General features: G+C 40.5%; 9 protein-coding genes and 1 pseudogene. 7 read left to right on the top strand and 3 right to left on the bottom strand.

The features are described from left to right. Positions 1-494 precede the first annotated feature (494 nt). Both AB3Y88_RS12350 and AB3Y88_RS12345 read left to right on the top strand, forming a co-directional pair. A pseudogene (locus AB3Y88_RS12350) lies at positions 495-1,010 on the top strand (hypothetical protein); the annotation flags it as partial. 13 nt (positions 1,011-1,023) lie between these two features. Beyond that, a complete protein-coding gene (locus AB3Y88_RS12345; RefSeq protein WP_261909599.1) occupies positions 1,024-1,983 on the top strand; it encodes a D-2-hydroxyacid dehydrogenase in 960 nt (319 codons plus the stop codon). Positions 1,984-2,101: 118 nt separating this feature from the next. Here the strand turns inward: AB3Y88_RS12345 and AB3Y88_RS12340 are convergent, their stop codons facing one another. Next, complete coding sequence (locus tag AB3Y88_RS12340) at positions 2,102-3,256, bottom strand: cation:proton antiporter (RefSeq protein ID WP_219482742.1); 1,155 nt, start codon at positions 3,254-3,256, stop codon at positions 2,102-2,104. A gap of 384 nt (positions 3,257-3,640) precedes the next feature. On the opposite strand from AB3Y88_RS12340, the gene AB3Y88_RS12335 reads away from it, so the two are divergent. The 5 genes from AB3Y88_RS12335 (at position 3,641) to AB3Y88_RS12315 (ending at position 9,540) form a co-directional block, all read left to right on the top strand. Continuing rightward, positions 3,641-4,837 (top strand): glycine betaine/L-proline ABC transporter ATP-binding protein, encoded by a 1,197-nt coding sequence (locus AB3Y88_RS12335; RefSeq protein WP_125554292.1) that lies wholly within the window; start codon positions 3,641-3,643, stop codon positions 4,835-4,837. Beyond that, the gene (locus AB3Y88_RS12330; protein ID WP_044010985.1) at positions 4,834-5,679 is read left to right on the top strand and encodes a proline/glycine betaine ABC transporter permease; all 846 of its coding nucleotides are present in this window, start codon (positions 4,834-4,836) and stop codon (positions 5,677-5,679) included. Before AB3Y88_RS12335 ends, AB3Y88_RS12330 begins: the two co-directional genes overlap by 4 nt. A gap of 9 nt (positions 5,680-5,688) precedes the next feature. Further along, complete coding sequence (locus tag AB3Y88_RS12325; RefSeq protein WP_125554290.1) at positions 5,689-6,597, top strand: glycine betaine ABC transporter substrate-binding protein; 909 nt, start codon at positions 5,689-5,691, stop codon at positions 6,595-6,597. A gap of 457 nt (positions 6,598-7,054) precedes the next feature. Continuing rightward, a protein-coding gene (locus AB3Y88_RS12320; protein WP_261909600.1) for an IS5 family transposase occupies positions 7,055-7,842 on the top strand; the annotation gives its coding sequence in 2 pieces (ribosomal slippage) (positions 7,055-7,313 and positions 7,313-7,842; 789 coding nt in all). A 129-nt stretch (positions 7,843-7,971) separates the two neighbouring features. Further along, positions 7,972-9,540, top strand: a complete 1,569-nt coding sequence (locus AB3Y88_RS12315; protein WP_261909702.1) for a ClC family H(+)/Cl(-) exchange transporter — start codon at positions 7,972-7,974, stop codon at positions 9,538-9,540. Between the two features lie 334 nt (positions 9,541-9,874). Here the strand turns inward: AB3Y88_RS12315 and AB3Y88_RS12310 are convergent, their stop codons facing one another. After that, positions 9,875-9,937, bottom strand: a complete 63-nt coding sequence (locus AB3Y88_RS12310) for a putative holin-like toxin (protein ID WP_222843308.1) — start codon at positions 9,935-9,937, stop codon at positions 9,875-9,877. A 485-nt stretch (positions 9,938-10,422) separates the two neighbouring features. Beyond that, positions 10,423-11,796: an MFS transporter gene (locus tag AB3Y88_RS12305; RefSeq protein WP_261909701.1), complete on the bottom strand. Its 1,374-nt coding sequence runs from the start codon at positions 11,794-11,796 to the stop codon at positions 10,423-10,425. Positions 11,797-11,803: the final 7 nt, after the last annotated feature.

Genomic DNA, 11,803 nt, shown 5'->3' with positions numbered 1-11,803 from the left:
GAAGCGTTTCAATGACAACACGGTTCTGGAATAATAAAATAGTGGTGCTCATCAAGGTCCTTCTTTCTAATGGATTGTGTGGTAACACCATTAAAGACCTTGATGGGTTTTTCTGTCCATTTAAATGTTCAACTTAAATTTTACAGTCTGCCTTTTATCGGTGAAATTAAGATTAATTTTGCACTGATAATTAGTTCATTGAACTAAAAAAACGCCTAAAAAGGCGCTCTCTAAAACAATTAACGAACTAAATTATAACATCCCCCGCCCCGTCTTTAATTCAGAAAGAGCGCACACATTGCAACTGTCTCATCCGTAAGCACTATTTTTGAACACTTTACCCCAGGGGGGTATGTATTACATAACATATATCAAATAACACATAATACTTACAGTCCCAAGGGATACAGTAATAATTTATTTTAACTAGAAGTGATAATGCAAATAAAAACGTGCCCTTTTTAGAGGGGGGGTCGGACTGCGCTAAAAGGGGCCACGAATGTGCGCATAGCCAGCTACACGGCTTAAAATCAGCCTTTAAAGATCGGCCATGAGCCTATCAGGAAACCCAAGCCGAAGCGATCACGTATGTTGCCATGCAAAATATTGGCGTTGATACCAGCAACTACTCACTCGGTTACGTGGCCACCTGGGCCAAAGATAAAGCCGTGATCCATAATGCTTTAAGTGAGATCCAGCAAGTGAGCAACAAAGTGATTGAACTTAGCGATGGCTTAACCAAACAATTAGGCTTACAAGAAGCCCAAAAAGAGCCTGAGCATAATCTAAAAAAGCTATCAGCCCATGATCTTAATAAGTCCTATCAAGGCTTGCAACAACAAGTTCAGCAAGCGACTAATCCACAACAAAAGTTAGGACTAAAAAATAAGTTAAATGATGTACACCATGAAATCAGTAATCGAACGCAAAAACAACTGAAAGCATTTTCTGAACAAAACCCGGCAATTAAACAACCAGAACATAATGCAGCTAAAACATTGAAAAGATAGGGGGGTTAACACTATGAAAATTGTTCTTTTAGATGGATATGAACTAAACAAAGATTTAAATTGGAAAAGCTTGCAAGAATTAGGCGACTGCACTTTATATGATCGTACCCCAGTTAACGATAACGCTGAAATCATAAAACGAATTAAATATGCTGATATCGTCATTACACACAAAACACCCCTAGATCATGAAGTGATTAGCAAAACATCACGATTGAAGTATATCGGAATCATGGGAACCGGTTATGATGTCGTTGATATTGAGAGCGCACACCAGAACAAGGTTGTGGTGACTAACATTCCCACATATGCAAGTGACGCAGTGGCAAAATTTACTTTCTCGTTATTATTAGAAGTGACTAGCCAAGTTGGATTGCATAATCAGCTTGTTCATGAAAACCGATGGGCACAGGCTCCTGATTTTACTTTTTGGGAAAAACCGTTATTAGAATTAAAAGGGAAAACTTTAGGACTAATCGGTTATGGCCATATTGCGCAAAAAGTTGCTAAAATAGGACACGCTTTTTCTATGAAAGTTATTTTCTATAATCATCGTCCTAAAAAGGTTCCTGAATCATGGATTCAGCAGGTTTCATTTGATGAACTATTAAGGCAATCTGATGTGCTTAGTCTGCATGTGATCCAAACACCAGAAACAATTGATTTAATTAATAATGATACGATTGCCAAAATGAAAACTGGGGTTATTATATTGAATACGGCCCGAGGCAAATTGGCTAATGAAGCGGACATCAAGAATGCCTTGAATGAAGGCAAAATTTATGCCTACGCCACTGATGTTGTTAAAGAGGAGCCCATTGCTAGTGATAGCCCATTATTACAGGCCAAAAATTGTTATATTACCCCACATATTGCTTGGGCACCATATGAGACAAGAGAACGGTTGTTGCATATGACTGTTGATAATATAAAAGCATATTTATCAGGAGATCTGAAAAACGTTATCAATTAATGGCAAAGGTCTGTGAATTCTTTTGCCTACATTGAAGTAAAACTGTCTAAAATAAAGCAATTAGAAAAAACGGCTCTGTCAACCTTTAGCTGACAGGGGGATTTTCTTGATAAAAAAACTAATTTTCTTTTAATGAGTAAGCATGTTTGAGCATCAATGGTGCAAGTAATGTTGTCAGAATAATTGCTGTGATTATGGCTGAATAATATTCAGAGGACAGTAAGTGAGCACTATAGCCAATTTGTGCGATAATCAAAGCCATTTCACCGCGGGACACCATGCCGGCACCGACAATGTAAGAATCTTTCCAGGTAAAATGGGCCAATTTAGCTCCTAAACCAGCGCCAACTAATTTTGTCATGGTTGCTAAAATTGTTAGTAAAGCGATGAATAAAAAGTCATCAAGAAAGCCATCAAACGACATTGAAAGACCAATGCTAACGAAAAAAACAGGAATAAAGATGGCGTAGCCAATCGGTTCAATGTTTTGCTCAACCTCGTGCTTTACACTAGTTTGAGAAATTGCAATTCCTGCAAAAAAAGCGCCAACGACTGAACTGAGCCCAATTGAGTCCGCCACTAATGCCATACCTAAGCACAAAATAAGTGCCACAATTGTTGGCCCCCCTGGAATGAATAATCTCTTTCCAATTTGAGCTAAGAAAGGTGCCAGAAATTTAACCACGAAATAAATAGCGATAAAAAACACAATTTGGCTTGCAAAAGTGAACAACAAATTACTGCTATCTGCTGCACCTGCTTTTGTTCCTAGCAAACTGACCATTACACTTAAAATCACCACGGCCAAAACATCGTCGACTACAGCTGCACCAAGAATAGTTGCTCCCGCTTTTCCGTGCAGACCATCTAATTCCTTTAAAACTGCAACTGAAATTGAAACTGATGTTGCTGCAAAAATGACACCAATAAAAATACTTTCTGTTTGGTCTAGTTTAAAGGCAATGCTTAAGCCATAAACTACCAGAACTGGAATGATGACTCCTAGTGAGGCCACCAGAATACTTGGTCGCAAATATTTTTTTAATAATTTGAGGTCACTTTCCATTCCAGCACTGAACATCAAAATGATTACTCCAATTTCAGAAAATAGGTGGGTAAATTCATCACCCTTGATCCAACCAAAAATAGCTGGACCAACAATAATTCCAACTAGTAATTGTCCCACCACTGCAGGTAATCCGATTCTGACACTGTAATGACCAGCAATCGTGGTAGCAATTAAAATTAAACATAGTTCACCAATTGCTTGCATTAATTTTTTCCTTTCAACAAAAAATAAAAAGCCCAAACTTCAAGACTTTCTCACACCCCTGAGAAAGTAAAGTCCTTGAAGCTTGCGCCAACCGATTTGTCCTATTCATTTACTAGTTAAACATTACCATAGTTCCACCTAGCTGTCACATGCTTAGACTTTTTGTGTGGCTGGGGTTGATTAAATTGGTAGTTGAAATAAATGAAAAACAACTTATAGCATGGCATTAATCATTACACATTATTTGACTTATACAGAATATTTTTGTAATAATAGATTCAATTATTTTTTTTGCGTATATCGCATAACCGGTCATTTTAAATATGTTTGTTTTCAAAATGAAAGCAACGCTAAATGTAACTGAATTTAACTAAAGGAGGATGCATGACTAAAAAAGTTGAAGTAAAAAATTTAACCAAAATATTTGGGAAACGTAGTCCGCGCGTCAAAGAATTAATTACACAGGGCAAAACAAAAGCAGAAATTCTAGAACAAACAGGTGCTACTGTCGGGGTTAATCAAGCTAATTTCCATGTTAATCAGGGCGAAATTTTTGTAATTATGGGATTATCTGGTAGTGGTAAATCGACTCTGATTCGAATGATAAATCGGCTAATTGAACCAACTCAAGGAACGATTTCTATTGATGGGCAGGACCTAATGACACTCAATAAAAAAGAGTTACGCGAAGTGCGCCGACAAAAGATGAGTATGATCTTTCAAAACTTTGCGTTGTTTCCTAATCGCACTATTTTGGAAAATACTGCCTATGGTCTTGAAATTAAGGGTGTCGAAAAAAATGTTCGGGAACAAAAGGCCCATGAAGCGTTGGAGTTAGTCGGGTTACATGGCTACGATCATCAATTTCCACAACAGTTATCTGGTGGAATGCAACAACGAGTTGGTTTAGCTCGTGGCTTAGCTAATGATGCCGAAATTCTGCTCATGGATGAAGCTTTTTCTGCATTGGATCCATTAAATCGAAAAGACATGCAGGATGAATTGCTCGATTTACAAGAAAAAATGCATAAGACAATTATCTTTATTAGTCATGATTTGAATGAAGCCCTTAGAATTGGTGACCGAATTTTGATCATGAAGGATGGTGTGATCGTTCAAACCGGGACCCCTGAAGATATTTTGACCCATCCAGCCGATGATTACGTTAAACGATTCATTGAAGACGTGGACCGGACAAGAGTCTTAACCGTGGCCAATGTCATGATTCGTCCTAATACAATTAACATTGACAAGGATGGGCCCCGGCTGGCACTACGACGGATGCAAGAAAATGAAATTTCGTCCGTTTATGTGGTCGATAGTGCGCGTAAATTTGTTGGCTTTGCGGATGCCAAAGATGTTGTTGGCCTGATTAGAAAAGAGAGTCGTGATCTCAGATCGGTCGTTCAAACTAGTGTCCCGACCACTCATCCCGACGTGCCAGTTAACGACTTAATGGATAAACTATCAAGTACCCCAATTCCGTATGCTGTCCTTGATGACGATCACCATCTAGTCGGAATTATTGTGCGTGGTGCCGTGTTAGGTGCCATTGCCGGAAATGGAGTGGCACAAGAATGACAATTTTAATTAGCAAGTTACCATTGTCTGACTGGGTGAACTCATTTGTCACTTGGTTGACGCAATTTACAGGCTTTTTCAATGGGATTACAAGTTTTATTGGTGGAATTGTTAATGGCTTTCAGTGGGTATTTGATTTGTTACCCGTCTGGTTGTTCATTGTGATCGTTTTGGCGATTACTTGGTATGCAACTCGCCATGGTAAAAAATGGGGACTGTTACTTTTTGAACTAGCTGGGTTGCTATTAATTTGGAACTTAGACTATTGGCGTGATATGACACAAACTTTGACGCTGGTCCTTACCTCGAGTTTGATTGCATTAGTAATCGGGATTCCGTTAGGTATTTTAATGGCTAAAAGTCATACATTTGAAGCAATTATGAAACCTATTTTGGATTTAATGCAGACTATGCCAGCCTTTGTTTATTTGATTCCAGCAGTGGCATTCTTTGGGATTGGAATGGTTCCGGGTGTTATTTCATCAGTAATTTTCGCGATGCCACCAACAGTACGAATGACTAACTTAGGAATTCGTCAGGTACCGGTTGATTTAATTGAAGCAGCTGATTCATATGGATCCACTAGCTGGCAAAAATTAATTAAAGTGCAATTACCATTAGCAAAATCAACTCTAATGGCTGGGGTAAACCAGAGTATGATGCTGTCATTATCAATGGTGGTTATTGCATCAATGATTGGTGCATTAGGTCTAGGAACCCAGGTTTACTTCGCTGTGGGGCGTAATAATGCCGGTAATGGATTTACTGCTGGTCTGGCGATTGTTATTTTAGCCATTATTTTAGACCGCATTACACAAGCATTTAATCGTGCGAAACACTAGGAGGTAACTATGACACGTAAACTAAGAATTTTAGTAGTTGGATTGTCACTGTTGCTTCTGACGATCGGGTTATCCGCTTGCAGTAGTAAACCTGCTGCATATAACCCACATAAGAAGTTAGGTCCGCAGATTAACTATACGATTACAGGAATTGATGCGGGTGCTGGTGAAATGGGCGCTGCGCAAAAGGCACTGACTGCCTATGGCTTGAAAAGTAAAAATTGGCAGTTACAAACTAGCTCTACCGCCGCAATGACCAGTACATTGGATAAAGCAATCAAAAATCACCAAGCAATTGTAATTACTGGGTGGCAACCACACTGGATGTTCACCAAGTATCCAATAAAATTTTTGAAAGATCCGAAAAATGTTTTTGGTAAAACAGAGAATTTGCACACCATTGCTAGAACCGGTTTCAAACATGACAATCCTGGCGCTTATAAACTATTGTCACAGTTTCATTGGACTAAATCAGAAATGTCTGAAATTATGTTGAAGGCTAACGATGGGCAAGATCCTGCAAAAGCGGCGAAGAACTATATTAGCAAACATCCAAAACAGGTGGCAAAATGGTTGGCTGGGGTTCCTGAAGGTCATGGAAAAAAGGTCAAACTAACCTACGTTGCCTGGGATTCTGAGATTGCTTCGACTAACTTAGTCAAGCAATTATTAGACAGCAAGGGCTACGATACGACGATTCAGTCACTGGAAGCACAGCCGATGTGGGCTTCAATCGCGACTGGAGCGGCGGATGCGTCTGTTTCAGCTTGGTTACCAACAACACACGGATTGTATGCTAGACAGTACAAGGGTGAGTTTGTTGATGTGCGGGTGAATTTGAAGGGTGCCAAAACTGGTTTAGCCGTGCCAAAGTATATGAAAAATATTAATTCGATTGAAGATCTAAAAAATAAATAACAACAAAGTTGAAGCTTGAAATTTACTTCAGCTTTTTTATTTACTTTTAAAAAGTTACATTCTAGTGGCTGGAGTGGTACGCTAAACTTTATAATAGTTGAATTAAACAGAAAGAAGAGTGATTGTGATGTCAATTTATGATTATGACGTTACCTCGGAAGATGGTAAAAGCTATTCAATGGAAAAGGGGTCTACACTTTCTGGTGTTGAGAAATAATCAGCACTGAACGTTGGATTGAAGTCAATATTTGAGACAGGTTTTAAGAGACATTCAGAACCGCGTTTACCTTCCACAGCTCAAATAAATCATTAATCGCGATTAATAACTTATTTGAACCCTGGAAAGCATTAAATCAGGCGGCCATTTGGCTCGTAAGTGTTGCAATTTCAACTTGTAAGAAGCTGTCCAAGATCTATGATTTTTGATATACTTCTATGTAAAAAGCGAGTTTAAGCTATGAAAAATTATCCCAGCAATATTACTCGGCAACAATTTGAATTAATTCGACCAGCTTTAGAAAATTTTCGTAAGCGAACTAAGCCTCGAAAATATGACCTCTACGAGGTCTTCTGTGCGGTCCTATATGTCTTGAAAACCGGTTGCCAATGGCGTCAAGTCCCCGGTGATTTCCCAGAATGGCGGTCAGTTTACAACTATTACAAAATTTGGTCAACTAAAGCTGAGCCTACGGCTGATTCTTTATTGGAACAAGTTTTAAAAAAATTGTCATTGCTCGGCGAACTTACCAAGGACGTTCAGCTTTAACTTCCTTTATTATCGTTGACGCTCAGAGCGTCAAAAACACCGCTACTGCTGAAAACAAAGGTTACGACGCTGGTAAGAAAATCTCGGGGATTAAGCGCCATCTGGTAGTTGATATCAATGGCTTTCCGCAGGCCATTCACATGACGCGAGCGAACGTCTCTGATCGAGACGGGGCCAGTGCAATGATCGCTTTACATGCCATGCATTTACGCCAGGTTCAAAATGTCTTAGTTGATGGTGGTTATTCAGGCGTTAATTTTCAGCTCGATGTAGCCAGTAATTTAAACGCAACCGTGCAGGTTGCGAAGCGCAATGAGTTGCATCGATTCGAAGTCATGCCCCAACGTTGGGTAGTCGAACGATCTTTTAGTTGGCTAGAGAATTGTCGGCGACTTTGGAAAAATTGTGAGCGTCAATTAACCACCAGTCTGCAAATGGTCGTTTTAGCGTTTTTAGCACTATTACTTAAGAGATTTTAGACAGCTTCTTAGCGGTATGACACCCCTTCTCTGTGAAAAATAACTACTAGATTTCATCGAGATATTGCCTAGTTTAATTTAATTAAGCACTAAATTATATAATATTGGTTATAATGGAGGATTAGTTATTTGATACAGCTTGTAAAAGAAAAATTTGACGTTACTCGTTTGCGATTTGTTTTACTCGGCCTGCTTGTGGGTTTAATGAGTGGCACCGTTGTTAGCTTATTTCGCTATTGTATTGAGATAGGGCTGCACTATAGTCGATTGGTATATAGATACTTACGAATCGCGCCATTTGTTTGGTGGGAATGGGCATTGTTGATTGGCATCAACCTTGGTTTAGCTTTAATTGTGGCTCGACTTCTCAAGAGAGAACCTTATATCTCTGGTTCCGGAATTCCGCAAGTTGAAGGTCAATTGGCTGGCGAATTGGAAATGCACTGGTGGTCAATTCTTTGGCGAAAATTTATCGGTGGTATTCTGGCATTGGGACCTGGATTATTTCTCGGACGAGAAGGACCGTCGATTCAATTAGGTGCGTCAGTTGGTCAAGGTTTCGCTGCTGGGTTTAAGTTATCAGGAACTGATCGCCGACTGCTAATTGCATCAGGCGCCGCTGCTGGATTAGCAGCGGCGTTTAATGCTCCCATTGCTGGAACTCTATTTGTCTTAGAAGAGATTTACCATAATTTTTCACCGCTGGTTTGGTTAACAGCATTAGCCGGAGCAATTGGTTCAAATTTTATCTCGCTGAATGTTTTCGGACTTGTTCCCGTGTTACATTTAAATTATTCACGTAGTTTACCAGTATCAAATTATTGGCACTTAATTTTACTCGGCATTGTTTTGGGATTGTTTGGTTACTTATATCAACGGGTCTTGTTAGTTATGCCTCGGTGGTATCATCAACTGACACATTTGCCACGCCCAATACAAGGTATCGTACCATTTCTGCTGGTAATCTTAGTTGGTTACTTTTCGCCAAATTTACTTGGTGGTGGTAATGGATTAATTGTTGGATTTGGCCAGTATGTTCCACCTTTGTTTGTACTAATTGCAATTTTTATTATACGATTCGTCTTTTCAATGATTTCATATGGTTCCGGATTACCTGGCGGTATTTTTTTGCCGATTCTTTCTTTAGGTGCTGTGATTGGTGCGGTTTATGGCGTCTTAATGAATCAATTAGGATTATTATCGCATGTCTATATCATGAACCTAATCATTTTTTCCATGGCCGGTTACTTTGCTGGAATTGGAAAAGCTCCCTTCACAGCTATCTTGCTGGTAACAGAAATGGTTGGCAATTTAACACATTTAATGCCATTAGCAGTCATATCGTTAACTTCTTACCTTGTTGTTGATTTATTAGGCGGTGCACCAATCTATGAAGCATTGTTTAAGCAGATGACAATGCCTAAAACTGTTCAGCAACTTCATCGACCTGATCATTTGGAAATACCGGTTTTCTTTGGCAGTCCCTTAAACGGCAAAATGGTCCGAGACATGCCATGGCCTAAAGAAGCACTGCTCATTGGAATCCGGCGTGGTGAACAAGAAGTGATTCCACATGGTGACACCTTGATTCATGAAGGTGATACGTTAGTACTGTTAACTGATACAACCCAACGAACCCGAGTTAAACAACGGATTGATGCATTATTAGCAACTTTAGAAAAAAAACACCGAGACTAAGTTAATAGGCAAATTGGTCTATCATAATAATAAATATTAGATTAAGTGGGTCCGTTGCCAGACATAAACATATTGGGAAACTATATACAAATACGGCGAAGTACGAAAAACGCTGAAAAAGAATTAGTTGAACCTATTTTTGAAAAATACAAAGATAAATAATAAGCTGAAAATGCCTTGCTACCCAATTTTTCATAGTCATGCTATAACGAAAAAGAAAAAGGAAGTCCCACGTGAACAGGACTTCCCGTGTAGAGCCGTTAAAGGCGGTGGCAGATATTAAAACAACACTAGTTCGCCCCATAACCGGTCAAAGTTATGTGGGGCGGCTTTTTCATTTGTGGTGTTTGTCGATATAGCTGAGTAGCGCGATTAAAAACGTGCCAAACAGCAACATCAACGAGAGTGTCTGAAAGACGCTCATTGACTGTGAAGCCTTCCTGAAGATTATTCCATGTTCCCATGAGCCTCACCTCGCAAGGGAAAAGACAATCATTGCCATTAAAGCTTCTTGCTTAATCTATTATACAGGGAAATGGGGATAGAATAGTTTCTATGCATAATCAGCTTTCTTTAATCTTCGAGCCATAAATAGCCAAGCTATTAACGAAAACAACGGGACTATAAATACCGTGATGTAACTCGTGTTTCCGTGATAAGTTAAAGATTCGATCCAAAAAAAATTAAGACAACTAGGATATTCACGAGAAACCTTGTTTCCAGATGAAAAAACATTTGATGGTAAATACAGGGAAACGATAAATTCAATTAATAATTCGCACTAAGCTTAAAGGCCAATAGGGTATACTTAGTTGCAACAAAAATGACCGTCTACTTTTTGGTAGGCGGTCATTTTTGTAGATGCAAAGCACGAATTCGCAGCTATACCGCTTTCTTCGCGACTTCCTTTGGTAACGTCAACGCCAACAGCAAGCCAATCAGGCCCACGCCAGCAAACACAGCGAAGGTAACAGCAAAACCGCCAGCATGACTTCGCAGCGTGGTTTGCATGCCATCCAACAACACTGTGGCGAACATGACACCGGCAGAACCGAATAACTGACGAGCCGTCGTTGTAACCGCAGTGCCGTCTGCCACGAGCTCATTCGGCAAAGCATTCGCGCCAGCCGTCACTGAAGGCATCATCACAAAGGCATTGCCGGCTTCAGTCGCCATCGCCAGCATAATTGTCCCAATCAGCGGTAAATGATGGGCAAAGACTGCTAACAGACCAAAGCCGCCAGTAATCAACAACATGCCAATCATGGCCACGACACGCGGTCCAAAGCGATCCAGTAGGCGCCCGCTAATTGGATTCAAAATACTCAGCAACACCGCAGCTGGCACTAAGGACAAGCCAGAAATCAACGGTGACAAACCAAGTAGCGTTTGAAAGTAAAGCGGCATCAGGATAGTGGTGACAATCAAACCGACGTATGAAATTCCGGTCAGAAACACCGCTTTAGTAAACATACCAGTGGCAAAGACTCGCATTTGCAACATTGGTGGTTGGCGATTCAATTGCCGAACAACGAAAATACCAGCTGCCAGAACGCCTAAAATCAACAAACCAACCACGCCAACAGTTAAGCCTTTTTTCGACAAAGCACCCAAGGCATAAAGTAGAGTTGGAAAACTTGCGGATAAAAGGAAGGACACCCAGTCCAGTTGCGTCGGTTGCAATGGCATGACAGACGCAATGGTCACCGTTGAAACGGCCAGCACAAGCAGCGAAACGACCAAGAAGAACAAGAATAAAGCCTGCCAAGGGAACCATGTCAGCAAAACACCGGAAATAATCGGACCGACTGCCAAGGCTGAGCCCATGACCAATCCCGCCGTGCCCATCACCCGACCACGCCCACTATGCGGCGTAATCGTCAGCAACACGGTCTGGAAACTCGGGAAAATGATCCCGACCGCAATCGCTTCAAGCAACCGGCCAATCATGAGCACGGTAAAACTCGGTGCCCAGATACATAAGCCTGTCCCAATGGCAAAAATGAGTTCAATCGCTTGGAAAAGCCGTTGGAAAGTAACATTATGCAACAGCCATGGGCTAACCGGAATCATCAAGGTCATCACCAACATAAAGCCGGTTGTCAGCCAAGCAACTGTATCCGCTCCTAAACCAAAAGCTTTCATAAAAGCAGGATAAGCGGTGCTTAAAGAAGACTGAGAAATTGACATCGAAAAGGTACCTGTCAGTAACGTGGCGACAAAAGCCCCGCGATGTTTGATCGTTGGAGAGTGCATATTAAAA

The organism is Liquorilactobacillus satsumensis (assembly GCF_964065465.1).
Taxonomy (GTDB): Bacteria; Bacillota; Bacilli; order Lactobacillales; family Lactobacillaceae; genus Liquorilactobacillus; species Liquorilactobacillus satsumensis.
This window is presented reverse-complemented; position numbering and strand designations above follow the sequence as displayed.